We start from the raw sequence: 24355 nt of genomic DNA on the forward strand, positions 1-24355 counted from the left end.
TGTCATGACCAACGCACCCGAAGCCTCCTCTCCAAACAGTAACGCCAACACGCGTGTGATCGTCGGCATGTCCGGCGGCGTGGATTCTTCAGTGGCCGCCTGGCTTCTGAAAGACCAGGGCTACCAGGTTGAAGGCCTGTTCATGAAAAATTGGGACGAGGATGACGGCACCGAGTACTGCACAGCCATGACAGATCTGGCCGACGCCCAGGCCGTTGCCGATGCCATCGGCATCAAACTGCACACCGCCAGTTTTGCGGCCGAGTACTGGGACCGGGTTTTTGAGCACTTCCTCTCTGAATATCAGGCCGGACGAACACCCAATCCGGATATTCTTTGTAACAAAGAAGTGAAATTCCGGGCTTTTCTGGACTATGCCATCACCCTTGGTGCCGACTATATTGCAACGGGCCACTACGCCCGGCAACGGCCGATTGCTGGTTCAACGGGCAAGGCCCAACTCCTGAAGGGACTGGATCCGAACAAGGACCAGAGCTATTTCCTGCATGCCGTCTCCGGCGACCGCATTGCGCGGACCCTTTTCCCGGTCGGCGAGCTGGAAAAACCGGAAGTCCGCCGTATTGCCGAGCAACAGGGTTTCGTTACCCATGATAAAAAAGACTCCACCGGTATCTGCTTTATCGGCGAACGCAAGTTCAAAGACTTCCTGAAGCAATACCTTCCGGCCCAGCCCGGCGACATTGAAACACCGGACGGCCAGAAAATTGGCCGGCACCAGGGCCTTATGTATCACACCATCGGCCAGAGACAGGGCCTGGGCATTGGCGGTCTCAGTGAATTCGGGGACGAGCCCTGGTATGTGGCGGAGAAAGACCTCAGCCGCAATGTGCTTGTTGCGGTTCAGGGCAAACACCATCCCCTGCTCTTTTCCCGTGGCCTAGTATCCGGCCCGATCGACTGGGTTGCCGGAGAGGCACCAGCTGGACGTTTCCGCTGCAAGGCCAAGACCCGTTATCGCCAGCCGGATCAGGATTGCCAGGTTCTGTTGATCGACGGCGGTGTCCGCGTCGATTTTGACGACGCCCAGCGGGCTGTCACGCCCGGGCAGTCCGTGGTTTTCTACGACGGCGAGGTGTGCCTTGGTGGCGGCGTTATTGAGCAGACCTGGCGTGACGACGAACCACTTCCAGACCGTCTGACCGGCACACGTTCCGAGGAACAGACCGCATGAGCCGCTCACTCAAGGATCAGACCCTGGCGTTGGCCGGGGTATTCCAGGCCGCCAACCTGGTCCAGCAGATTGCCCACAATGGCCAGTGCAACGAGGCCAGCCTGGAAACATCTATCCGTTCCCTGTTTGCCACCAACCCCGAGAACACACTGGACGTCTACGGAGGCGAGCTTCGCGATATCCGCGAAGGCCTCGTCACCCTGTCCTCGGTGCTCAGCCAGCAGTCACGGCAGCAGGACATCGAAGTTCTGCGCTACGCCCTCAACCTGATCCAGCTCGAATCCAAACTGAATCGCCGCTCTGACATGCTGGACGTGATTGGCAGTCGCATTGATCAGGCCAGGCACACCGCCAGCCACTTCGGGTACACACACCCGAACCTGATCAGCAATCTGGCTTCCGTCTACGCCGATACCATCAGCACCTTTCGCCAGCGTATCCAGGTGAGCGGTAACCCCTCTGTGCTCCAACGCGAGGAGAATGCCGCGAAAGTGCGGGCACTGCTGCTGGCGGGTATCCGTTCCGCCGTGCTCTGGCGCCAGACCGGCGGCCGACGCTGGCAACTGATCTTTGCCCGCAAGAAAGTGATCGGGCTTGCCAAAGAGCTTGCCGAAGAAGCCAATCGCTCCCTCTACCACTGACGGCGCTGATTCAGAGCCGGCGGTGGTGTATGATATGCACCCCTATCTTCTTTTGATCCGATTCTTTGATGACTTGAGAGGTTTTCGATGGAACTCACCGCCCTGACCGCCATTTCCCCGGTCGATGGACGCTATGGCAACAAGGTCAGCGTCTTCCGTGAAATTTTCAGTGAGTATGGCCTGATCCGGAACCGGGTGACCGTCGAGATCCGCTGGCTACAGAAACTGGCCGCTCACCCTGGCGTGGCCGAGGTTCCTGCGTTTTCCGCCGACGCCAACGGCTTCCTGGACCGTCTGGTGAGCGAATTCAGCCTGGAAGACGCAGAGCGTATCAAGGACATCGAACGCACCACCAATCACGATGTGAAAGCGGTGGAGTACTTCATCAAGGAAAAGATCGCCAGCGTTCCTGAGCTGCACGCTGTCACGGAATTTGTTCACTTCGCCTGCACTTCTGAAGACATCAATAACCTCTCCCATGCGCTGATGCTGCGGGAAGGCCTTGACCACGGCCTGCTACCGGCCATGGACCGTGTTGTCGACAAGTTGGCGCAGCTGTCTCATGACCACGCCGAGCAGCCGATGCTGTCGCGCACTCACGGCCAGACCGCCTCGCCCACGACCGTGGGCAAAGAGCTGGCAAACGTCGTTCACCGTCTGCGTCGCCAGGTAAAACAGATCCGGGAAACCGAGCTGTTGGGCAAGATCAACGGTGCCGTGGGTAATTACAACGCCCATCTCTCCGCCTATCCGGAAATCGACTGGGCCCAGAACGCACGGGAGTTCATCGAGAGCCTCGGGCTCGACTGGAACCCTTACACCACCCAGATCGAACCGCACGATTACATTGCCGAGCTGTATGACTCCGTCGCTCGCTTCAACACCATCCTGATCGACCTGGACCGTGACGTCTGGGGCTATATTTCCCTCGGCTACTTCAAGCAGAAAACGGTAGAAGGCGAAGTGGGCTCCTCGACCATGCCCCACAAGGTCAATCCCATCGATTTCGAGAACTCCGAGGGCAACCTTGGCATCGCCAATGCGCTGTTCAGCCACCTTTCTGCCAAACTGCCGATATCACGCTGGCAGCGGGATCTGACCGACTCCACCGTACTGCGTAACCTGGGTGTTGGCTTTGCGCACAGTTTGATTGCCTACGAAGCCACCCTCAAAGGCCTGGGCAAACTGGAAATCAATCCGGCCCGACTGGATGAAGACCTGGACCATGCCTGGGAAGTGCTTGCCGAGCCGATCCAGACGGTGATGCGCCGTTACAATATCGAAAAGCCCTATGAAAAACTCAAGGCATTGACCCGTGGCAAGGCAATGACGCCGGAAGTGATCAAGAATTTCGTTGAGAGCCTCGACATTCCGGAGCAGGCCAAGGCCGAACTGATGGCTTTGACGCCGGGCCGTTACATCGGTAACGCAGTCGATCAGGCACAAAACATCTGAAACCGGGAGTAACACCCATGGACATGCTTGGCGGACTCACACCCTCTGAATTTCTGCGGGACTATTGGCAGAAAAAGCCGCTGGTTATCCGTCAGGCGTTTCCCGATTTCCAGTGCCCGGTCAGCGCTGATGAACTGGCCGGCCTGGCCTGTGAGGAGGGCGTGGAGTCCCGGATTGTGATCGAAAATGACGATGGCAAGCCCTGGCAGCTCCACAACGGCCCCTTTTCGCCGGACCGGTTCAGCAGCCTGCCCGAACAGGACTGGACGCTCCTGGTGCAGGGGCTGGACCACTGGGTGCCCGATATTGCAGATTTGCTGGAACACTTCCGCTTCATCCCCAATTGGCGCCTGGATGACATTATGGCCAGTTTTGCCCCGAAAGGCGGCAGCGTTGGTCCCCATTACGACCAGTATGATGTATTCCTCCTCCAGGCCCAGGGCCACCGCCGGTGGACGTTTGGAGGCCATTGTGATCATACCTCTCCCCGCGTGGAGGGCACTCCGCTGCGCATTCTGAGCAGCTGGGATGGCGAAGAAACCGTTACCCTGGCACCCGGTGACATGCTGTATCTGCCGCCGGGTATTGGCCACCATGGAGTGGCCGAGGATGACTGTATCACGCTGTCGGTTGGCTTCCGTGCACCCACCGTGGATGACATTCTGACCGGATTTACCGATTTCCTCTGCAGCCAGTCCGACGCCTCAGATCACCTGAACGATCCGGATCTGAAAATACAGGACAATCCGGGCACGATTCAGCCGGACGTGGTTGACCGCCTCGAGACCGTTATCCGGGAAAAGCTTGAGGACCGCCGGCAACTGGCCCTCTGGTTTGGCCAGTTCTCAACGGCGCCCAAGAGCATGGATATTGTCGTGCCCGCGGAGGAGCCAGCGTCCACCGGAGACGTCGCCGAAGCAATACACGCGGGCGAGCAGCTGCGGTGGAACGAAGGCTCCCGTTTCGCCTACTACGAGTTTGCCAGCGAAACCGCCCTGTTTGTGGACGGCGAGCAGTTCCTGCTCAAGGGCGATGCCCAGCCGTTTGCTCCGCTTCTTTGCTCGGGGGCCCGCGTCGATATGCCGACCCTCGCCCGGCTCTCCGAAGACGAAGCATTGCTTGGGCTTCTGACCACCCTCTACAATCAAGGCTCGATTTACTTCGAATAAGCTTTATGAGCATCCGGTTTCGCAAATACAGCTGGCAACTGGCCCCGGCATCCGTCCGGGATATCCGCCAGCAGGTGTTTATTGAGGAACAGAAAGTTCCGCCGGAGCTGGAGTGGGATGAAACCGACGAAATTGCCGATCACTATCTGGCAGTGCTGCCAGACAATACCCCGGCAGGCGTGGCACGACTGTTTTCAACCCTTGAAGAGACCGGCCACATCGGTCGCATGGCGATCCTGCCCCAGTACCGCGGACAGGGTATCGGGGAAGCAATGCTCCGGCACCTGATCGCAGAATCGGCTGACCGTTTTGCCGAGCTCAGGTTGTCTGCCCAGGAGCACGCCATTCCTTTTTATCAACGGTCAGGCTTCCACGTCTGTTCGGGCGTTTACGACGACGCCGGCATTCCCCACTTTGACATGCGTAGCCTGGCACCGGGACTCGCCGCCGAGGGCCTTGGCTCCCTGGACCGGCCGATGATTCTGGGCAGCGACACGGACTCCTGGCTGTTTGATACCGAGGCCAGGCTACTGGGGCTGATGGATTCGGTGGTTGGCCAGGCCGGCCAGCGCATCTGGCTGTATGACCGCCTGCTCGAACACGATCTGTATGACCGGCATCGTTTCCGGGAGCTGATCTCCGCCCTGGCCCGTCGGCACCGGCTCAGCGAAGTCAGGTTGCTGATCCATGACGACAAGCCGCTGGTGAAACGTCGACACACACTGGTCGAACTGATGCGCCGGCTGCCGAGCCGCATGGAACTTCGACTGGTCAACGAGGACTACCCGGTTGAGGACCAGCCCTTCATTATTGCGGACCGTGAAGGCGTGGTGTACCGACATGATTTCTACAAGCCAGAGGGTTTCGCCAAGTTCTCGGACGGTGGCCGCGTAAAGCTCTTGTCGGAAAACTTCCAGCGCATGTGGGATGCGGCCCGGCCTTCCCTGGAGCTTCGGGAATTACCGCTCTGAGTGATGAGCCTGGGGCGCGTCCGGCGCTTCGAACCTGGCCCCGAACGGAGCAAACTCGGTATCCACCTCCGTAGCCACCTCAGCAATCAGTTTGCGCAGCCATTGATGATCCGCGTTGTGCTGCAACAGAGGGCTCCAGGCCATTTTCAGCTCGAACGGTGGAATCTCGAACGGAGGCACCTTGACCACAAGATTCGGGTTGTCTTTCTGCAGCCAGGCTGCCCGGGATGGCAGCGTGGCAATCAGGTCATGCTGCTCGGCCAGCAGCATCGCAACCTGATAGTGACGGGTGAAAACGGAAATCTGTCGCTTGCGCCCCATTCTCGACAGCGCCTCATCAACCCAGCCCAGTCGCTGGACATCCTTTGGGTTTACACCAACACCAACACCAAACCCGGTCTTGCTGACCCAGATATGGCTGGCGTCCAGATAGGTGTCCAGGGTGAAGGGCTCCTTCAATACCGGGTTACGGGCGTTCATCAGGCAGGCAAAATACTCGGTCCAGAGGGTCTTCTGATGGAAAGACTGGGGGATCTTGTCGAACCGGTTGATCGCCATATCCAACCGCCCCTGCTCGACATCCAGAAAGCTGACGTCACTGGGCGTGAGCACATCCAGGGTGACGTGCGGCGCTTCCTGACGGATCCGCCTCAGAACCCGGGGCATCAGGCAGGATTCGGCATAATCACTGGCCATGATCCGGAACACGCGCTGGCTTTCAAGAGCTGAAAAGGGTGTCTTATCTTGCACGGCCTGTTCAATATCCGACAGGATTCCCCGCACCAGCGGTTGTAGTTCACGCGCGCGCTCCGTGGCCGTCATACCCTCACTGGTTCGCACCAGGAGCGGATCACTGAACAGATCCCGCAACCGCTTCAAACCATTGCTCATGGCAGGCTGGGTAATACCCAGATGGTTCGCTGCCTTGGTCACATTCCGCTCGCGCAGCAACACATCCAGGTACACGAGCAAGTTAAGATCAACACGGGAAATATCCACAAAAACTCCGGAACGCCAGAACAACAGGAAAAGCGAGGCTGATTCACGAGAGCAATATACATGATAGCGAGGATTCACGTAATCAATCAGCAACACGATCTTTCACATTTGAAAACGGATCTGGAGCGGTATTTCTGCTAGTCTTTCGGATACTTGCTGAATAATATCGGTGTTTTGAGGCCGGTTTGTACACCCGCCATCATTTGATCCTGAAGCCGGAGTCGTTACTGACAAAATGGATACCACTACGATCGTCCTTTTGCTGGCGGCCATCGTGACCGTCTCGATTGTCATTATTGTTCTCAGCCAAATGCGGGAACGCGCCCGCATTGAACGGGTGCGCAAGATTACCGCTCAGGAAGACGCCTATAAAAGGGCCAATCGCCTGCTGACCGAAATTCCAGGCCAATACCTGACAGCCGATCTGAAACTGCTCCTGATTAAACGCATAGAAGAAGCTTGCACGGAGTTGGCCGGCCTGAAGTCGAACCTGCCGGTCAAGGAATGGCAGAAGTCCGCTGCAGAACTGAAAACACAGATCGTTGAAAAGCGCGACACCACCACGCCAGTCAAGATTGATTCCGCGGAAAAGTCGAATTACGTCAAGGAATTGCTTCAGAATCTGTTCAAGATGATTGAAGGCATGCACAAGAGCGGGCGGATTGACTCAGCCACCGCAAAGAAAAACCTCAAGTATGTGCTCTTCCTGGTCCACAAGACCCACGCGGATCTGCATGTGTTTCAGGCCCGGGACTATGTTCGCCAGAACGAGATCCGGAAGGCCATTCATGCCTATCACCTGGCCAGCACCGAAATGGGGAAATCCCGCGACAACCCACTTGCCATGAAAGCAGTGAAGAGCTTCCGGACGCGCATTCAGGAACTTGAGGCCATGAGTGCAGAGGGTAAGGAGAGCCCGCAGGGAGAGTCCAAACTGGACCGTGAGTGGGATACCTTCCTCCACGATGACGAGTGGAAGAAAAAGGCCGATTACGACGACTGAAGGCACAGAACGGGTCGCCATTGCAGGCCCGCCAACAGGGACAGTGCAAACCCGTGAGCAAGGGCTTCAAACAACGACTTTCCTATCGACTGACCCGGGACACGGTACTGGTTGCCATGGTCCTCGGGCTGGTGCTGAATGTTGTCCAGATTACCCTGGACTACTTCAGCGCAAAGGAATCGATGGAGAATGAGATCCACGCGCTGATCGATATCAGCAACAGCCCCGCGTCCCAGATTGCCTACAATATTGATGTGCGGCTGGCGGAGGAATTACTCGATGGCCTGCTTCGCCATCCCGCCACCATCGATGCACGGATCACAGACAACGACGACGAGACCATGGCTGCGTCGAGCAAAAGCAGCCCGGAGTCGCCCTATCGCTGGGTCAGTGACCTGCTATTTGGCTCTGACCGGGTATTCCGACAGGAGTTGCAGGTTCCACAACTTGAGGATCTGTCACTCGGCCACCTGATCGTCACCATCGACACTTATCACTATGGCGCGCTGTTTCTCCAGCGGGCCGGCTACACGCTCATCAGCGGGCTTCTCAAGAGCCTCATCCTGTCCGCAGCCTTGCTGGCCATCTTCTATTTCGTGCTTACCCGCCCCATGCTCAACGTCATCAGCGCACTGAGCCAGGTGCGGGCCAGCTCTCCCGAAAAAGTCAGGCTGCCGATCCCGGCAAACCACCGGGAAGACGAGATCGGGACCATGGTGGGGATCATCAACCAGCATCTCGAAACCATCGACTCCAGCCTTGCCCAGCTCCGGCACGCAGAAAGTGCCATGAAGAACTACTCCACCCAGCTTGAGCAGGAAGTGGAGGACCGTACCCGGGAAATCTCCGAGAAGAACGAAGCCCTGCAACGGGGTAACCGCGCCCTGGTGAAAGCCAAGGAAGATGCGGTTCGCCGGGCAAGGGCAAGGGCCAATTTCCTGGCCAGCATGAGCCACGAGATCCGCACGCCCCTCAATGGCGTTCTGGGCATGCTGGGCCTGGCGCTTGAGGGCGAACTGGACCCTGCACAACGCAACCGGATGGAAATCGCCCTGAACGCCGGCGAGAATCTGCTGGGGCTGCTGAATGACATCCTGGATATTTCAAAGGTAGAGGCAGGTAAACTCAGCCTGGAAAACATCCCGTTCAGCGTCCGGCACCTGATTGAGGAATGCGCCACACTCCACGCCCAGCAGGCCCGCCGGAAACACATTTACCTGGTTACCGAAATTGATCCTGACCTGCCGGAGAACTTCCTGGGTGACCCGACACGGGTCCGCCAGGTGCTCAACAATCTTTTGAGCAACGCCATCAAGTTTACCGACGAAGGCGGCGTAAAGATCCGGGCGGCCTATTCCGGCGGCAGCATGAGAATCGACTTGGTGGACACCGGGATCGGCATGTCCAGTGAAGGCCTGCACCGTATCTTCTCGCCCTTTTCCCAGGCTGACGCGGAAACTACCCGCCTGTATGGTGGCACCGGTCTGGGCCTGACACTTTGCCGCCAGCTTGTGGAACGCATGCATGGCCAGATTCTGGTGGATTCCCGGCAAGGCAACGGCACTCACTTCACCGTAACCCTGCCTCTGCCGGTCCATGAGGCCGGCGAAGACCAGGATCTTCCCCGGGTGGACGCCCGAGTCAGGGACATCGGCATTGCCATGGCCATCCCCCCGGAAAACCCGCACCGTTCAGCCATTGAGGCTGAGCTTCGGAAGCGGGGCATTCCTGTCCGGGGTGCAAGCCGGCATCCGGAGGGCATTCTGCTGGCGCTGGCCAGCGCCGACGATGAGGAAACCCTGGCCTTCGCGGCCGACTGGCAAGGCGCCGGCGTGATCCTTGCTGACGCTACCGGCACCCTGCCTCCGGCCAGGGGACGTTACCAGCTTCTGTCGCTGCCATTGCGGCGGAATGAGCTTTTCCGTTGCCTTGCTCGGGCCGCGGGCGTGATGGCCAGTGACGATCGCGCCACTCCTGACGCCGCCCCGGAAGAACAAACCGGCACCGAACAGTCCCTGGCGGTCCTTCTGGTGGAGGACAATCAGGTGAATCAACTGGTGGCGAGCAACCTGCTGAAAAAACTGGGGCATCGCGCAGACCACGCAGAGAACGGCCTGAAGGCCATACAGGCGCTGGAACAGAGCCATTACGACCTGGTGCTGATGGACTGCCAGATGCCGGTCATGGACGGTTATGAGGCAACACAGAGGATTCGGCAGAACCCGCAATGGAAAGACCTGCCCATCATTGCCGTTACCGCCAATGTCATGCAGGGAGACCGCGAGGACTGCCTCGCCTCAGGCATGAACGACTACATTACCAAGCCCTACAAGCGTGACGAGCTCCGGGAGGTCATCAACCGTTGGCGCCCTTCTCCATCCTCAGAGAGTTCAGGCCGGTAACAGTTTTTCGATATCGGCCCGGATATCTTCCGGTTTTGCGGTGGGCGGGTAACGACGAACAACCTTGCCATCTGGCGCGACCAGAAATTTGGTAAAATTCCACTTCACTTTTTCAGATCCCATCAGGCCCTTGGCTTCGCGCTTGAGAAAGCGAAACAGGGGGTGGGCGCCATCGCCATTCACTTCAATCTTGGAAAACATGGGAAAATCGACACCATAGTTCAGACTGCAGAACTGACTGATCGCATCCTCGTCACCCGGGTCCTGATTCAGGAACTGGTTGCACGGAAAGCCCAGAACCTCAAAGCCCTTGTCACCCAACTCGTTGTGAAGGGACTGCAAGCCCTCGAACTGGGGCGTAAAACCGCATTTGCTGGCGGTGTTCACGATCAGGAGAACTTTGCCCTGGTACTCCGCCATGCTTTTCTCGTTACCCTTGATATCCCGTACCGTGAAATCGTAGACCGTTTCGCCTGCCATAAAATTCTCCCTGTGATGTTTTGCGTTCTGCTTGAACCATTGTTCACAACACAGACCAAAAAACCATGGCAATGCAGACGCTACGGGGACCATTTTCAAAAACCGGTTCAGGTTTGTGAGCTAAATCTGCCTTAACACGACACAATTCATCATAATTCCCCTGTTGCCGCCGGCCCTCGCTCCGCTAGAATAAAGGCCTGTCGTGTTGGCAGGTGCCATTTTTCGATCTCAAAAGAAGGACGTCCGGGTCTTATGCAGAACTACTACAAATCCGCCAAGCTGGATAACGTGTGTTATGAAATCCGTGGCGTAGTTCTGCGGGAAGCGCGTCGACTCGAAGAAGAGGGGCATCGGGTACTCAAGCTCAACATCGGCAACCCTGCCGCCTTCGAACTGGATGTCCCTGAGGAAATCCAGCAAGACGTCATCTACAACATGCACCTTGCCCAGGGCTATGTGGAATCGAAGGGGCTGTTCTCTGCCCGTAAGGCGGTCATGCACTACTGCCAGCAACGGGGCATCGACAAAGTCGATATCGACGATATTTTCCTGGGTAATGGCGTCAGCGAGCTGATCGTCATGACCATGCAGGCCATGTTGAACACCGGTGACGAAGTGCTGATCCCGGCCCCGGACTACCCCCTGTGGACCGCTGCCGTTACGCTTTCCAGCGGCAAGCCCGTGCACTACCGATGCGACGAACAGCAGGACTGGTTTCCGGATATTGACGATATCCGCAAGAAAATCACCCGGCGAACCCGCGCCATTGTTCTGATCAACCCGAACAACCCGACCGGCGCTGTGTACTCGAAAGAGCTTCTCGAACAGGTCATCGAACTGGCCCGGAAGCACAACCTGATCATCCTGTCCGATGAGATCTACGACAAGATTCTCTATGACGGTACCCAGCATATTTCCACCGCCTCACTGGCCGACGATGTGCTTTTCTTCACCTATAACGGCCTGTCCAAGAACTACCGGGCAGCGGGTTACCGTTCGGGCTGGATGATTGTCAGTGGTGCCAAGCACCGGGCGAAGGATCTGATTGAGGGCATCGACATGCTCTCCAACATGCGGCTCTGTGCCAATGTTCCGGCCCAGTTGGCCATTCAGACTGCCCTGGGGGGCTACCAGTCCATTAACGATCTGGTGGCGCCAGACGGGCGGCTGTATGAGCAGCGGGAAACCGCCTGGCGGATGCTCAACGACATTCCGGGGGTAAGCTGTGTCAAGCCTCAGGGCGCGTTGTATCTGTTCCCGAAACTGGATCCGAAGCACTTCCCCATCGTCAATGATGAGAAGCTGGTTCTGGACCTGCTTATTCAGGAAAAAATTCTTCTGGTACAGGGGTCTGCGTTCAATATTGATGACAAACAACACCTGAGAGTGGTGTTCCTGCCACGGGAAGACACCCTGGAGGATGCCATGGGCCGACTCGGAAATTTCCTTGGTCAATACCAGCAATAACGGGGAAAACCATGGCGGATATTCACGTCGAGGAATTCTACAAGGATGCGGCCATTGCCCTGGTGCAGTTGTATGGCGCCTTCCCGCGGCGTATAAACCTGTTTGTCGAGGACATCGCTGGCCCGGATGAGCCGGACGAGTTTGGTCTCCACAGCAAACGGCACATGGCCTGTTTTGGCGCCCTCCTCTGGCTTTCGGAGGAAGGCCTGCTCAGGTACATAGACACCATTCGCCAGGAAGCACTGGATCAGGCTGTACTGACCCGAGACGCCTTTATTCGCCTGAGTGCCCCGGCGCCGCAGGCTCTGGCCAGGGACTTCGGAGCCCCCGAAGAAGGCCCGGCCAGCGCCCTGCCTCCTTCAGTCAAAGAAGATCTCTCCACTCACATTCATCTGATCAGAACGGCGCTGCGCAGCGGCAATTCCGGCCGAATCAGCCAGATCATGCAGACAACCTTCTTCGCGGACCGCGGCATTTATTAAATCACCGTAAGCTCGTTGATTGATTGAACCGCGACCGCATATAACGGTCTGAATGACGGCTTTATTTTCTGTGACGAACTGATCAGGGAACCCACATGCGTATTCTGCTGTTTCTGGCAACCAACCTTGCTGTAATCCTTGTCGCCAGTTTCACACTGCGACTGCTGGGCGTGGACAGCTACCTCGCCCAGAATGGTATTCAGTATGGCTCTTTGCTGGCTTTCGCTGCGGTCTTCGGATTCGCCGGCGCCATCGTGTCGCTGCTGATCTCCAAGCGAATGGCCAAGTGGAGCACCAAGGCCCGGGTCATTGATTCCCCGCGCACTCCTGCCGAACGCTGGCTCGTGGATACTGTGGCGCAGCTGGCCAAAAACGCCGGTATCGGCATGCCGGAAGTCGCGATTTTTCCTGCGTCCCAGTCCAATGCCTTTGCAACGGGCTGGAACAAGAACGACGCACTAGTCGCGGTCAGTGAAGGGCTTTTGCACCGCTTTAACAAGGATGAGATTCGGGCGGTCCTGGGCCACGAAATCGGCCATGTTGCCAATGGTGACATGGTGACACTGGCGTTGATTCAGGGTGTGGTGAATACCTTCGTCATCTTCGCGTCCCGGGTGATCGGCTCCTTTGTCGACCGGGTGATTTTCAAGAATGAAAGCGGACATGGCCTCGGCTTTTTCGCGGTCAGCATCGTTGCCGAGATCGTCCTGGGTATACTTGCCAGTACGATCGTGTTCTGGTTCTCCCGTCGCCGGGAATTCCGGGCGGATATCGCCGGTGCCCAGCTGGCAGGCCGCTCAGCCATGATCAGCGCGCTGGCGAGGCTGAAGCAGGAAAGCGAGGTGCCGGACCAGATGCCCGACAGCCTCCAGGCATTTGGCATTAACCGCGGGGCCCGGGGCGGCCTGAGTGCCCTGTTCATGACCCATCCGCCACTGGAAGACCGCATACAGGCGTTGCAGAGCGCCAGGCTGTAAACAAAAAAGCCGGGGCCCCATGGACTCCGGCTTTCTTTATCAGGAACTGGCTAAGATCAGATTTTCAGTTTGAATCCGATAGCCCGGAAACTGTCCTGCAGGGACTTGCTGGTGCCCTTGAGCTGAATCTTGAGGCTTGAGCACTCCCGACGAACCGGATAGTCCCGGCGCAGTCTGTCAAACGCCGCTCCCCGCTCTTCTGGAGACCCTGCCATGGTGTTACGAAGTTTCGCATCGTCCCGGCGAGGGTCGTAACAGGCCCTCAGTGCAATTCGAATTGCATCCTCCTCCTCGGCAGAGCTGGTAAAGGAAATCTTGCTGAGTGCTGGCTCCGGCAGAAACTGGCCCGCTTTTTTGCGAACCGGCAGGCCCAGGAACTGGCTCAGAGCCTGATAGATCATTTCCGTTCCCTGAACCTTGCCTTCCAGACTGTACCCGGCAATATGCGGTGTTGCCAGCCAGACCCGGTCAACCAGCTCAGGATGAATCCTCGGCTCCTGCTCCCAAACGTCCAGCACGACGACGGGCGCATTGCCCTGTTCAAGGCGGGCCAGCAACGCTGACGAGTCGATGACCTCGCCCCGACCAGCATTGATCAGGAGTTGGTTCGCACCCAGGGTCTCAAGTTCGGCGTTGCCGATCATATGCAAAGTGGGGTGATCTCCCTCGCGGGTCAGGGGTGTATGCAGGGACACCACATCACACTTCATGGCCTCTTCCAGCGCTACAAACTCCTCATTGTCCTCTTCCCGGTCCGCTCTTGGCGGATCGCAAAGACGCACATCGAATCCGAGGCGGTCAAGCTTGCGGGCCAGCTCACCGCCAACATTGCCGACACCCACGATGCCAACGCTGAGCTGGGACCAGTCTGAAAGCCCGCGCCTTTCAGCATGCAGTGACAGCACAGATAGCACGTATTCGGCCACACTGTTGGCGTTGCAGCCCGGCGCCGCAGAGAAGCGAATCCCCGCCTGTTCGAGCCAGTCGAGATCGACGTGATCGGTACCGATGGTAGTTGTTCCCACGAACCTGACCCGACTGCCCTCCAGAAGCTCACGGTTTACCCTGGTGACCGAACGAGCCAGCAGTATGTCGGCGTCCCGGACATCCTCGCCCGACATGGAACGGCCGGAAACCCTGCGAATCTCCCCCATGTCACCAAAAAAGGAGTCCAATAGGGGAATGTTTTCATCTGCTACGATCAACATAATGATGTCCGGCCCTGTCAGTTCCTGCGCTGGCGCTGATTACGTCCGCCCTGGCCACGGCCGCCGGAACCCTGTGGGCGTCGGCCGCGCTTGCGGGTAATCGGCGGGTTGTCCATCGGCGCCATGAGCGCCTCATCGGGCACGGCAGTCTTCAGCTTCTGGCTGATGTAGGTTTCGATGGCGGGAAGCGCGAACGAGTCATCCTCACCGGCAAAACTGATGGAAACCCCGTGTTTGCCAGCCCTGCCTGTGCGGCCAATCCGGTGCACATAATCTTCGGCATTATCAGGCAGATTGTAGTTGAAAACGTGGGTGACGCCGTTGACGTGAATACCACGGCCAGCCACATCGGTGGCCACCAGGACCTGGATGCTGCCTTTTTTGAACTGGTCCAGGGTTTTGAGGCGCTTGTTCTGGGCTATTTCGCCTGACATCAGGGCAACTTTGACCCCCTGGTTCCTCAGATCCTCTTCCAGGTCACGGCACTGATCCCGGCGGTTGGCAAACACCAGCGCCTTTTCCACTTCCGGACGCTTGAGAAAATTGACCAGCACCGGAAGTTTTTCATCGTCGCCCACCAGGTACACCGTCTGCTCAACCCGTTCCGCCGTTTTCTGTTCCGGTTCTATCTCCACGAACTCTGCATTACTCGTCCACATGGAGGCAAGATTCAGCACGTCCTGGTTGAAGGTGGCGCTGAACAGGAGTGTCTGGCGCTCATCCTTGGGTGTGCACTTGCGGATAATGCGCTTCACGTCCGGAATGAAGCCCATGTCCAGCATACGATCAGCTTCATCAAGAATCAGGATGTCGAGCTGGTCCAGAAATACGTCCTGGGAGCCGAGAAAATCGATCAGGCGCCCCGGAGTCGCCACGAGAATATCGACGATCTCGTTCTGCAACTGGTCCCGCTGCTTGTCATAGTTCATGCCGCCCACAACCGTCACCACATTATGGCCGGTATGCTGGCACAACTGCTCTGCGTCCTTGGCGATCTGCATGGCCAACTCACGTGTCGGTGCCAGGGCCAGCACCCGCGGCTCTGACGCAAACCGGTCTGTTTCGGGAATCGGCGTCTCCAGAAGGCTTTGAATCGCCGTAATCAGAAACGCTGCGGTTTTTCCGGTGCCGGTCTGGGCCTGGCCAATCAGATCCTCACAGGCCAGCGTCCAGGGCAGTGTTTCCGCCTGGATGGGTGTGCAATATTCAAAACCGATAGCCGTGATGGCATCCAGCAAGCGCTTGTCGAGGTTCAGATCGCTGAATCTCAGGTCGCCGGTGTGTTTTGGGTCAGATGTCATAGAGTCTCAGTTTTCCTGGAATGTCCTGATTCAGAATATAACGGAGCGATGCGCCGGGCATCTTCTTGCCAGCGCTCTTCAAGGATTTCTCCGGTACCGTAAAATGTTGCCAGCGTATCGAAAAACGCCTGTGCCCGGGGCGGCAACCCCCGGTCCAGATACTCGCCCGCCTGGATCCGCACATTGTGACGGAACCGCTCTTCATTGGCGGCGCCAGCTCCCGAGAGGTTATCCACGCTGATGTGAAAACGGAAACCTGCAGCCACCGCAAACAACCATTCAATGGCCTGGGGCTTGACCTCAACCTGCTCGAAAGCCTGTTGCTGCTGCAGTGTACGGCCATCCGGACAGTACCAGTAAGCATAGTCGTGAAGTGTGCGCCGGTACTCACCAGCAATACACCAGTGGCTTATTTCATGCAAAGCGCTGGCATAATAACCATGAGCAAAGACGACCTGTGCGAGACCTTCCGGCCCGCTCGCAGGCAAGTATTCAGGTTCATCGCTGCCTTTGACCAGAACTGTCCGGTATGCTTCCCGGAACTGGTCATTAAACAGCATGATAAGATCATTTGGACTGTGATTCATTGGGTGGCTATTGTGCGACTTTACCGCCCCCAATACCAGAGGGAACTTTGCCCATCCCCTCGTGTCCACTGCTGGCGTGAACCGGCGGCTGTAATGCTGTAACAATCCGACTTTTAGAGACTCTGATCAAACAGACACTAACCGGGAAATCTTACAATCAATGATGGCTTTCGCTGCAGTAAAGAAGATGAAATGCCAATGGGTGAATCCGTTGAACCTGTTCCTGGCACTCGCCCTGATGCTTTTGGCCTCCCCTTCTGCCTGGGCCCTCGGCGGCAACGGGAGTTCCCTGTTTGGCGGCCAGGGTAATGATTTCCTCCCGGTCGACGAAGCTCTGCCCTTCAGTTTCACCACCGACGCAGACACGGTGGTTCTCACCTGGGATATCACACCCGGACACTATCTTTATCGCGAACGTGTCAGCATTACCGCCACCAATCCCGATGTCGGACTTGGGGAACCCGCGTTTTCGGCGCCGGGAACGGTGACCGAAGACGAATTCTTCGGCAAGACCACGGTCTTTTTTGATCCGATTGAAGCCCGTGTTCCGATCTCGCTTCCAGCCGGCGTCCGGGAGGCAGAACTGCAGGTAACCTATCAGGGCTGCGCAAAGGCGGGGCTGTGCTACCCGCCCCAGACCCGGGATGTACTTTTCTATCAGGGTAGCGGTGGCTCCGGCTCGCCAACAGCTTCAGCAGCGGGTTTTTCGGGGGGCGGCAGCGCACCCGTGGACACTGAAACCGCCACCGGACTTGCAGGCTTTCTTGCACAGCAATCGACGCTCGTCATTGCAGGCGTGTTTCTGCTGCTGGGGCTGGGGTTAACCTTCACCCCCTGCGTACTGCCGATGGTTCCGATTATTTCATCGCTGGTTTCTGGCAGGAACACCCGGACAACCAGCCATGCCCTGCTCCTGTCGGGTAGCTATGTTCTGGGCATGGCACTGACCTATGCAGCGGCCGGCGTGCTGACGGGTCTGCTCGGAGCCAGCTTTAATTTGCAGGCACAACTGCAATCTCCCTGGGTTTTGAGCGTCTTTGCCCTGCTGTTCGTCGTCTTTGCCCTGTCCATGTTCGATCTCTTCGAGATCCAGCTGCCACGCTTCATTCGTGAGCCCCTCAATGATGCCAGTCACCGGCTCACCGGCAGCCGGGTATTCAGCATATTCGGCATCGGCGCCCTGTCGGCCCTGATCGTCTCGCCCTGTGTCTCGGCGCCTCTGGCCGGCAGCCTGCTGTATATCTCCACAACCCAGGACGCCGTGATCGGCGGGGTGGCGCTGTTTGCGCTCGGCCTTGGCATGGGCATTCCGCTGATTCTTGTGGCGGTCGGGGGGCGAAAATTGCTGCCGACTACCGGCCACTGGATGACCGCAGTGAAGCACTTCTATGGTGTGATGCTGCTGGCCGTGGCGATCTGGCTGGTGGAGCGACTGGTACCTGGCTGGCTGGCACTGACGCTCTGGGGCCTTCTTATCGCCATAACCGGCGTGCAGCTTGGCGCCTTTGATACTGCCAGGGCCGGCTGGGAACGGACCCGGAAGGGGCTGGGGCTGGTTCTTTTCGCCTATGGCCTGGCTCTGCTTGCCGGTGCTGTGGCCGGGGCCAATGACCCGCTGAAACCTCTAGCGCCCTTTACAGTCGCCTCCGCGTCATTCGGCGGGGCCGGCAATGCCGGTGTCCAGCACGCGGATTTTGTGCGCGTGAAACAGCCCGGTGAAATCGAGGCGATGCTCCAACAGGCCCGCGAACAGGGACGGCCCGTTCTGCTGGACTTCTACGCCGACTGGTGCATCTCCTGCAAGGTTATGGAACGCAATGTTTTCAGCAAGCCGGATGTAATCCAGGCGCTTAGCCCCTACACCCTGCTGCAGATCGATATGACCGACAACACCCCTGAACAGCAGGCAATGCTGGACGAACTCGGCCTCTTCGGCCCCCCGGCTATTCTGTTCTATCGCGGTAACGGCCAGGAGCTGCCCCAGCACAGGGTGCTCGGAGAAATGGATCGGGAGGAATTCCTCGGCCACCTCCAGAAACTGGACTCGGAGGTATAGCAGAGGGGCTACTCCCCCCTGCGTATCAGGTAGATGAACAGATCGTCGGATTCGGCCTGATGGACGAGTTCGTGGCCGAGAAACTGGCAGAAACGCGGGATATCCCGGGTGGTAGAGGGGTCGGTGGCCACAACCCGCAACACGCCACCGGGTTGAACATCGTTAATACGGTTATGCAGCATCATGACTGGTTCCGGGCAGAACAGGCCCCGGGCATCCAGCTCTGCATCGTATTCGATTGCACTCACACTACATCTCCTGTCATTGAACCTGATTTTTCGTAAAAACCTGCTAAATTATTGTTTATAACAGTTAAAACACTTGGAGGTTTGTCATGATCCGGGTTCTGATTGAACGTCATATTGCTGAAACCCTGGAAGCAGCTTACGAAGAACGTTCCCGTAAGGTTCTGCAGCAGGCTGTGAGTGCGCCCGGCTTTATTTCCGGAGAAACCCTGGCAGACAGCCATGACCCCAATCACCGGTTTACCCTGGCCAATTGGCGATCCGAAGCGGATTGGGACCGCTGGTTTCACTCCGATGAACGCCGCGAGCTCATGCTGGAGCTCATCCCCATGATGGACGAAGAAGAACACATCACCGTGCTCGAGCAAAGCGCCTTCTAGCCAGTCCGCTCAATGAAGCAGGTGATCTCCTCTCTGTCATGATACAAGTGGCGGGCCTTAAGACGAAAGCCGATGCCCGCCGCACTCAGGCCATTCACGAGTATATCCCGACAGATCAACCACTCATCGTACCGTTTCTTCATCGGCAACTTGAGATTGAAGACCGTGTAACGACAAAGCCCCTCACCGAGCCAGGTTACAGCCAGCTTCGCCGTTTTCCGGGGCTGATCCACAATATCGCAGACCATCCAGTCGATACCCCTTTTGGGGCGCCAGCCGTAGCCATCCGCTTCCACATGCTCCACCTGCCCCGACGCCATCAGCTCAGGGTTCATGGGGCCGTTGTCGACAGCGGTTACCATCATGCCCTGGTGCACCAGCTGCCAGGTCCAGCCTCCGGGGGCGGCTCCCAGATCAGCGGCTTTTTTGCCGCCACCAAGGTAGTCCAGTTCCTGATCAGGTGGTAGAAAGACCTTCCAGGCTTCCTCAAGTTTCAGGGCGGACCGGCTGGGCGCTGAAGCTGGCAACCGAAGTCGCGGTATACCACCGACATACCGGGCGCGGTTATCCGCCAGACTGAAACCGACAACCACCGAGGCGAAATCCGGCAGGAACACCTCGAGGCGGGCCGGGGCCGAAGCATTCTGGTCGGCCTTGAGCAGGCCAGCTCCTCGCAAGCCACGGGAGAGAGGCGATACCCACTTTCGGGCAAAGTTACCAAGATCACCATCCGCGTTATTTTCCGGCAACCGGACTTCCAGCCGCGCGCAACCGGGGTAACCGCGCCCGAGGCCCCTGAGCCCTTCTATTACGGCACCAACACGGTCCGCTTCCGGGAGACTGAATTCCCCCAGCACCACCATCCAGTCACGGACGAAAACCAGATCATCGAGGGCGACGCGCGCCATCAGATCATCCGGAGTTTCAGGCGCAGCCGGGTAGAAACGCACCAGCCCCTGATCTTTAACAGGCTCGAAATAGCCGAAGATACCCCGTTCCGCGGCGGAGTCGGTTATTTCACGGCCGGCTTCGGTTTCAAAGCCGGGCCGACAAAACACGAGAATCTGTTCCATGCACTATCCGAAATAAGGTCTGGAGACCAACCCGTAAAAGTTGAATCTGTTTAACAGCGTAGATTGTCTTCTCTGGCTACACTTCCCGCTCTGATAACCGCGGGAAGTCTTGAATGTCGTCCGTTTTGCGCTTGATTGCCATTATCAGCCTATCGCTGATCCCGGCCTTGGCACTGCCAGATACCGGATCCGTCCTGGCGGGATGCCCGACCCTGGAGGCAACCGATAGTGCAGCCCGCGCATCCCTTATGCAATACGTCTGTTATTACAGCGCCCCTCCCGGCGCACCCGGCCATGACGCAACGGCGCCGGACCAGCTACCCGTCGATATTGAATGGAAACCGGCACACGGGCGGGACCTGGTTTTCAGTCACACCAGCTCCGTGTACTGGGTCCATCTGGACGTCAGGAATTCCGGGACCGAGCGCGCTGTCTGGTATCTGAAGCTCAATTACCCCCTGCTTGACGAGGTCACTTTCTGGCAAACGGCGAATGATACTACAGAGACGATTGCTACCGGAGATCAACGACCTTTTGCATCACGGGCGGTGGATTACCGGTATTTCCTGCTTCCCGTCACGCTGGACGGCGGTGAGACCCGCTCTTTAACCCTCCGTGTTCACAGCAATGGCGCCCTGAACGTGCCACTCAGTTTCGAGACGGCTGCCGAAGTCATTTCAGGCAGCAATCACCTGACCCTTACCCACGGACTCTTCTACGGGGCGCTTCTGGTCTTTGCCGTCTTCAACCTGCTGCTCTTCTTCAGCTCCGGAACCGGCTATTACTTCTACAACGCCTTTTACCTGGCAGCGCTCGGGCTTTTCCTGTTCGCCATGGGCGGCTTCGCCAACCAGTATTTCTGGCCGGACAACGCCAGCTTTGCCAATACCTCCATCCCCCTGTCGTTGTCACTTTGCGCCCTGGCCATGATACTTTTTGGCCGCTCGTTCCTGGAAATTGATAAAGGAACAATCCCTGAGACCGTCCTCAAGGGTCAGGCCTGGTTTTGCATCGGATTTCTGGCCCTGGCCCTGATCCTGCCTTACAACAAGACGATTCTGCTTAACACCGTCCTGGCGCTGACTGTCATTTCAAGCCTGTTCATGATTGCAGCAATTCGATGGCAGCAAGGGTATCAGCCTGCCATGTGGTATTTGCTGGCCTGGTTGATCATGCTGGTTGGTGGCCTGATATACGCCCTGGCGGCCTTCGGCTATCTGACCGACTTCCTGGCGCGGGAAGCCCTGATGCAATCGGCGGTGGGTGGACAGGTCATTCTGCTGAACTATGCCATGGTGCAGCGGTGGCGCCTGCTCAGCCAGAAGCTGCTGGACGTGGAGCACAGTGCAAGGACGGAGCTGGAATTCAAGGTGCACGAGCGCACTGCCCAGTTGCGAAACACCATGCGAGAACTGGAGAAGGCAAATCGAAAACTGTCAACCATGAGCCTCAACGACGCACTCACCGGCTTGCATAACCGGAGGCATCTGGACAACATTTTCCCGGAGCTGTGCGCGGAAGCCCGCCGCACGGGACACCCACTGACACTGGCCCTGGTAGACGCTGACCATTTCAAGAACATCAACGATACCTGGGGCCACGGTTTTGGGGACACCTGCCTTCAATTTATTGCCGAAATACTGACCCGCCACGTAAAACGCCCCAGGGATGTCGCGATCCGGTTTGGCGGGGAGGAGTTCGCGCTTTTGCTACCAGGCACCAGCGCCACTGGAGCCCGAAAGGTCTGCTCGGCACTGCTTGCGGACATTGCGAACACGCCGGTACTGGCGCCGGACGGCACCGAGGTGAGAATGACCCTGAGCGCCGGGATCGCCTCTCTTGGCCCCGGCGAAGATCAGAGCCAGCTATTTGAGCGAGCGGATGAAGCCCTGTACCGGGCAAAGAGTGAGGGCCGCAACCGTGCCCTGCTCTCTGAGACCAGTGAAGTGGAGTAACCGTCAGGTCACCAGCTCCTGATTTATAAAGGCCCGGGTTTCTCGGGCAGCTTCGGCGACCAGTTCGCTTTGGGTATGAGGTTGGCTTTTCAGCGGCTGGAAATCATGATTGCCACCCTCCAGCCAGTGTAGCCGGATCGCTTCGAGCTCCTTTTCATGGCCGACCATTTCGGCGGGCTTGCCAAATGGATCCCTTGTTCCCTGCAGGACCAGCATGGGCGATTTCAATTCCTGAAAGTGGCCGGTGCGCCACCGGTCCAGCTTACCCGGTGGGTGGAAAGGGTAGCCAAAGCACGTAACGCCATCGATCCCATTGCGCTGGCTGGCCAGGATGCTTGCCATGCGCCCACCCATGGACTTGCCGCCCACCAGAACCTTGCACTCCGCCCCAAGCTCGGCGCGAACCGCATCAACCACACTGGAGAAATGCTCAAGCAATGCCGGCTCCCGATCCGGCGGGCGCTTTCGGCCGTCGGCTCGTCGCTTCTGCATGTAGGGGAATTCGAAACGGACGGTTACGATGCCTTCCCGGCTGAGGGCCAGAGAAAGCTCCTCCATAAAGGCAGAATCAGCCGGCGCCCCGGCGCCGTGAGCCAGAATCAGTACAACTTCCGGATTACTTTCATAGCCTTTGGTCTTAATCAACTTCACAGAATTCACCTCATCCAATTAAGCGACTATCATTGCACTCAGGCAACACACATTCCCTGCGCTGAAACAACTCCAAAAACGGCACTGAAAAGGAAGCCATGTTGCTGATTTCGGCGCATTTGACGGATGTCAGGAGTTGACCTGAGTCATTGCAAACAGCTAATCGTTTCTCCATACTTGCGCCCGCATATTTCCCCACTTTAAACCCATTGGTAAGGCTATGAGCACAGTAAATGCAAACCTGACATACAACTACAAGGTGGTGAGACAATTCGCCATCATGACAGTGGTATGGGGTATTGTAGGTATGGCGCTGGGTGTGCTGATCGCAGCACAGCTGGTCTGGCCGTCCCTCAACCTCGACCTGCCCTTTACCCACTTCGGCCGTCTCCGGCCGCTGCATACCAACGCCGTTATTTTCGGCTTTGGTGGAAGTGCCCTGTTTGCTACCTCCTATTATGTCGTTCAGCGCACGTGCCAGGCTCGACTGATTTCGGATAGCCTGGCTGCGTTCACTTTCTGGGGCTGGACGGCGATCATTGTCGCGGCAGCCATTACCCTGCCATTGGGCCTTACCACTTCAAAGGAATACGCCGAACTGGAGTGGCCGATCGATATCGCCATTGCGGTCGTCTGGGTGACGTACGCTCTGGTGTTCTTCGGAACCATCATGAAACGGGCCACACCGCATATCTATGTGGCTAACTGGTTCTATGGCGCCTTTATCCTGACCGTTGCAGTGCTTCATATCGGGAATAACATGGCGCTGCCAGCCGGTGCGTTCAAGTCCTACTCTGCCTATGCGGGCGTTACCGACGCCATGATGCAGTGGTGGTATGGACATAACGCAGTAGGCTTCTTCCTGACCGCAGGTTTCCTGGGCATGATGTACTACTTCGTTCCCAAGCAGGCCAATCGTCCGGTCTACTCCTATCGCCTGTCGATCGTTCACTTCTGGGCCCTGATCGCAACCTATGTATGGGCCGGCGGCCACCACCTGCACTACTCCGCCCTGCCGGACTGGGCACAGACAGCCGGCATGGTGATGTCCCTGATTCTGCTCGCACCTTCTTGGGGTGGCATGATCAACGGCATGATGACTCTGTCAGGCGCATGGCACAAACTGCGCACTGACCCGATTCTGCGCTTCCTGGTGGTTTCCCTGTCGTTCTACGGCATGTCCACCTTCGAAGGTCCGATGATGTCCATCAAGACCGTGAACGCACTCTCCCACAACACTGACTGGACCATCGGCCACGTTCACTCCGGTGCTCTGGGCTGGGTAGCCATGATCAGTATCGGCGCGGTTTATCACCTGGTACCGAAGCTTTGGGGACTCCAGGGCATGTACAGCACAGCGATGATCAACGTGCACTTCTGGCTCGCCACTGTGGGCACCGTACTGTACATCGTTGCAATGTGGGTTAACGGCATCATGCAGGGCCTGATGTGGCGTGCGGTTAACGAAGACGGCACGCTGACCTACAGCTTCGTTGAATCTCTTGAGGCATCCTACGCTGGCTACTTCGTCCGGTTCCTCGGCGGCGTCATCTTCCTGTCAGGCATGCTGATCATGGCTTACAACGTGTACATGACCGTGCGTCAGAAAGATGCGGTTGCGCAAGATAACGCGGCAACTCAGCCGGCGTAACGGGAGAGAG

At 57.6% G+C, this 24355-nt stretch carries 22 protein-coding genes; 14 read left to right on the forward strand and 8 right to left on the reverse strand.

The window, feature by feature from the left end; translation table 11 throughout:
• Positions 1 to 4 precede the first annotated feature (4 nt).
• The 5 genes from mnmA (at position 5) to ACGK9W_RS08010 (ending at position 5428) form a co-directional block, all read left to right on the forward strand.
• Positions 5 to 1192, forward strand: a complete 1188-nt coding sequence (gene mnmA / locus ACGK9W_RS07990) for a tRNA 2-thiouridine(34) synthase MnmA (RefSeq protein WP_053112227.1) — start codon at positions 5 to 7, stop codon at positions 1190 to 1192.
• Positions 1189 to 1833: a high frequency lysogenization protein HflD gene (hflD, locus tag ACGK9W_RS07995; protein ID WP_008174761.1), complete on the forward strand. Its 645-nt coding sequence runs from the start codon at positions 1189 to 1191 to the stop codon at positions 1831 to 1833. The genes mnmA and hflD overlap by 4 nt, the downstream gene beginning before the upstream one ends.
• Positions 1834 to 1920: 87 nt before the next feature.
• The gene (gene purB, locus ACGK9W_RS08000; RefSeq protein WP_008174758.1) at positions 1921 to 3288 is read left to right on the forward strand and encodes an adenylosuccinate lyase; all 1368 of its coding nucleotides are present in this window, start codon (positions 1921 to 1923) and stop codon (positions 3286 to 3288) included.
• A gap of 17 nt (positions 3289 to 3305) precedes the next feature.
• The gene (locus ACGK9W_RS08005) at positions 3306 to 4457 is read left to right on the forward strand and encodes a cupin domain-containing protein (protein ID WP_008174755.1); all 1152 of its coding nucleotides are present in this window, start codon (positions 3306 to 3308) and stop codon (positions 4455 to 4457) included.
• A gap of 5 nt (positions 4458 to 4462) precedes the next feature.
• Positions 4463 to 5428, forward strand: coding sequence for a GNAT family N-acetyltransferase (locus ACGK9W_RS08010; protein WP_008174754.1), 966 nt, complete (start codon positions 4463 to 4465; stop codon positions 5426 to 5428).
• Here the strand turns inward: ACGK9W_RS08010 and ACGK9W_RS08015 are convergent.
• On the reverse strand, positions 5417 to 6427 hold the full coding sequence (locus ACGK9W_RS08015) for a LysR family transcriptional regulator (RefSeq protein ID WP_039882066.1): 1011 nt from the start codon (positions 6425 to 6427) through the stop codon (positions 5417 to 5419). The two genes, ACGK9W_RS08010 and ACGK9W_RS08015, sit on opposite strands and share 12 nt — an antisense overlap.
• A 235-nt stretch (positions 6428 to 6662) precedes the next feature.
• Between ACGK9W_RS08015 and ACGK9W_RS08020 the strand changes: the two genes are divergently transcribed.
• Complete coding sequence (locus ACGK9W_RS08020; RefSeq protein ID WP_008174752.1) at positions 6663 to 7430, forward strand: hypothetical protein; 768 nt, start codon at positions 6663 to 6665, stop codon at positions 7428 to 7430.
• A 53-nt stretch (positions 7431 to 7483) separates the two neighbouring features.
• The gene (locus ACGK9W_RS08025) at positions 7484 to 9832 is read left to right on the forward strand and encodes a response regulator (RefSeq protein ID WP_405420240.1); all 2349 of its coding nucleotides are present in this window, start codon (positions 7484 to 7486) and stop codon (positions 9830 to 9832) included.
• Here the strand turns inward: ACGK9W_RS08025 and ACGK9W_RS08030 are convergent.
• Positions 9821 to 10312 (reverse strand): glutathione peroxidase, encoded by a 492-nt coding sequence (locus ACGK9W_RS08030; RefSeq protein ID WP_008174750.1) that lies wholly within the window; start codon positions 10310 to 10312, stop codon positions 9821 to 9823. The two genes, ACGK9W_RS08025 and ACGK9W_RS08030, sit on opposite strands and share 12 nt — an antisense overlap.
• A gap of 252 nt (positions 10313 to 10564) precedes the next feature.
• Between ACGK9W_RS08030 and ACGK9W_RS08035 the strand changes: the two genes are divergently transcribed.
• From ACGK9W_RS08035 to htpX, 3 genes are all read left to right on the forward strand, one after another.
• A complete protein-coding gene (locus tag ACGK9W_RS08035; protein WP_405420243.1) occupies positions 10565 to 11779 on the forward strand; it encodes a pyridoxal phosphate-dependent aminotransferase in 1215 nt (404 codons plus the stop codon).
• 11 nt (positions 11780 to 11790) lie between these two features.
• Positions 11791 to 12261: a hypothetical protein gene (locus ACGK9W_RS08040; RefSeq protein WP_288365402.1), complete on the forward strand. Its 471-nt coding sequence runs from the start codon at positions 11791 to 11793 to the stop codon at positions 12259 to 12261.
• A gap of 95 nt (positions 12262 to 12356) precedes the next feature.
• Entirely contained in the window at positions 12357 to 13238 is an 882-nt protein-coding gene (gene htpX / locus ACGK9W_RS08045) for a protease HtpX (RefSeq protein ID WP_008174747.1), read from the forward strand.
• 56 nt (positions 13239 to 13294) lie between these two features.
• Here the strand turns inward: htpX and pdxB are convergent, their stop codons facing one another.
• Genes pdxB through ACGK9W_RS08060 form a run of 3 tightly spaced genes read right to left on the reverse strand, consistent with a single transcriptional unit; the run spans position 13295 to position 16334 of the window.
• Entirely contained in the window at positions 13295 to 14446 is a 1152-nt protein-coding gene (gene pdxB, locus ACGK9W_RS08050) for a 4-phosphoerythronate dehydrogenase PdxB (protein WP_405420250.1), read from the reverse strand.
• A 17-nt stretch (positions 14447 to 14463) separates the two neighbouring features.
• The gene (locus ACGK9W_RS08055) at positions 14464 to 15747 is read right to left on the reverse strand and encodes a DEAD/DEAH box helicase (protein WP_405420252.1); all 1284 of its coding nucleotides are present in this window, start codon (positions 15745 to 15747) and stop codon (positions 14464 to 14466) included.
• Positions 15744 to 16334 carry an elongation factor P hydroxylase gene (locus tag ACGK9W_RS08060; protein ID WP_405420254.1) on the reverse strand — a complete coding sequence of 197 codons (591 nt, stop codon included), beginning with the start codon at positions 16332 to 16334 and terminating at the stop codon, positions 15744 to 15746. Before ACGK9W_RS08060 ends, ACGK9W_RS08055 begins: the two co-directional genes overlap by 4 nt.
• 187 nt (positions 16335 to 16521) lie before the next feature.
• Between ACGK9W_RS08060 and dsbD the strand changes: the two genes are divergently transcribed.
• On the forward strand, positions 16522 to 18390 hold the full coding sequence (gene dsbD, locus ACGK9W_RS08065; protein WP_405420256.1) for a protein-disulfide reductase DsbD: 1869 nt from the start codon (positions 16522 to 16524) through the stop codon (positions 18388 to 18390).
• 8 nt (positions 18391 to 18398) lie between these two features.
• Here the strand turns inward: dsbD and tusA are convergent, their stop codons facing one another.
• On the reverse strand, positions 18399 to 18638 hold the full coding sequence (tusA, locus tag ACGK9W_RS08070; RefSeq protein ID WP_008174742.1) for a sulfurtransferase TusA: 240 nt from the start codon (positions 18636 to 18638) through the stop codon (positions 18399 to 18401).
• Positions 18639 to 18724: 86 nt separating this feature from the next.
• Between tusA and ACGK9W_RS08075 the strand changes: the two genes are divergently transcribed.
• A complete protein-coding gene (locus ACGK9W_RS08075; RefSeq protein ID WP_008174741.1) occupies positions 18725 to 19015 on the forward strand; it encodes an antibiotic biosynthesis monooxygenase in 291 nt (96 codons plus the stop codon).
• Here the strand turns inward: ACGK9W_RS08075 and rlmM are convergent.
• Positions 19012 to 20088, reverse strand: a complete 1077-nt coding sequence (rlmM, locus tag ACGK9W_RS08080; protein ID WP_008174740.1) for a 23S rRNA (cytidine(2498)-2'-O)-methyltransferase RlmM — start codon at positions 20086 to 20088, stop codon at positions 19012 to 19014. The two genes, ACGK9W_RS08075 and rlmM, sit on opposite strands and share 4 nt — an antisense overlap.
• Positions 20089 to 20201: 113 nt before the next feature.
• Between rlmM and ACGK9W_RS08085 the strand changes: the two genes are divergently transcribed.
• A complete protein-coding gene (locus tag ACGK9W_RS08085) occupies positions 20202 to 22043 on the forward strand; it encodes a diguanylate cyclase (protein ID WP_288365399.1) in 1842 nt (613 codons plus the stop codon).
• Between the two features lie 3 nt (positions 22044 to 22046).
• Here ACGK9W_RS08085 and ACGK9W_RS08090 read toward each other — a convergent pair whose 3' ends face one another.
• Positions 22047 to 22694: an alpha/beta family hydrolase gene (locus ACGK9W_RS08090; protein ID WP_008174736.1), complete on the reverse strand. Its 648-nt coding sequence runs from the start codon at positions 22692 to 22694 to the stop codon at positions 22047 to 22049.
• 220 nt (positions 22695 to 22914) lie between these two features.
• Between ACGK9W_RS08090 and ccoN the strand changes: the two genes are divergently transcribed.
• Positions 22915 to 24345: a cytochrome-c oxidase, cbb3-type subunit I gene (ccoN, locus tag ACGK9W_RS08095; protein ID WP_008174734.1), complete on the forward strand. Its 1431-nt coding sequence runs from the start codon at positions 22915 to 22917 to the stop codon at positions 24343 to 24345.
• Positions 24346 to 24355: the final 10 nt, after the last annotated feature.

The sequence above is a fragment of the Marinobacter flavimaris genome (assembly GCF_045057155.1).
In the GTDB taxonomy this organism is placed as follows: domain Bacteria; phylum Pseudomonadota; class Gammaproteobacteria; order Pseudomonadales; family Oleiphilaceae; genus Marinobacter; species Marinobacter manganoxydans.